We start from the raw sequence: 587 nt of genomic DNA on the forward strand, positions 1-587 counted from the left end.
CCGAACAGGAAATATTGCTGCTTGACCGACGCGCTCATCGTCACTTCGAGACCGTCGGGCGATTTGTTCTCGATCTTGGTGTCGTCAAAGGCATCGGACCGGTCGAGGTAGCGGATGTTGCGGTCATCGATCGGCTTGGTCGACTTGACGGTGACGAAGACCTGACTGCCCTCCTGATGCCACTCCTTGATGTCGACCCGCATGCGCTTGATCGCTTCGGTGAGCGCCGTTTCGATCATGTCGGGCTTGGGATAGGCTGACAGGCTTGGCGGCATGCGCACATAGTCGGCATAGATGGTCGTGTACTGGTGCGGCACGAACCAGGGGCCGAACACGCTGACGAGCCCGATCAAGGCGAGGTAGTAGAGGCTGAACATGGCGGCGCGGTTGGCCTTGAGGCGCGCCCAGGCATCGCCCCACAGCGAGCGGCCGACGATAGCGGGAGCCGTGGCTGCGATGTCAGTCATAGCGCACCCTCGGGTCGACGACCGCGTACATGACGTCGACGATCAGGTTGAAGACGATGGTGAAGATGGCGATCACCACCACTGTTCCCATCACCAGCGTGTAGTCGCGGTTGAGCGCCG

The 587-nt window shown here is 61.2% G+C and carries 1 protein-coding gene and 1 pseudogene; both read right to left on the bottom strand.

The genetic code is table 11. From position 1 onward, the window contains the following. A pseudogene (locus AC04SF_RS37440) lies at positions 1-467 on the bottom strand (ABC transporter permease); the annotation flags it as partial. Continuing rightward, a partial coding sequence (locus AC04SF_RS37445; protein WP_488481881.1) for an ABC transporter permease subunit occupies positions 460-587 on the bottom strand: 128 nt, incomplete at its 5' end. The pseudogene AC04SF_RS37440 and the gene AC04SF_RS37445, both read right to left, overlap by 8 nt.

The sequence above is a fragment of the Mesorhizobium sp. CNPSo 4671 genome (genome assembly GCF_057784245.1).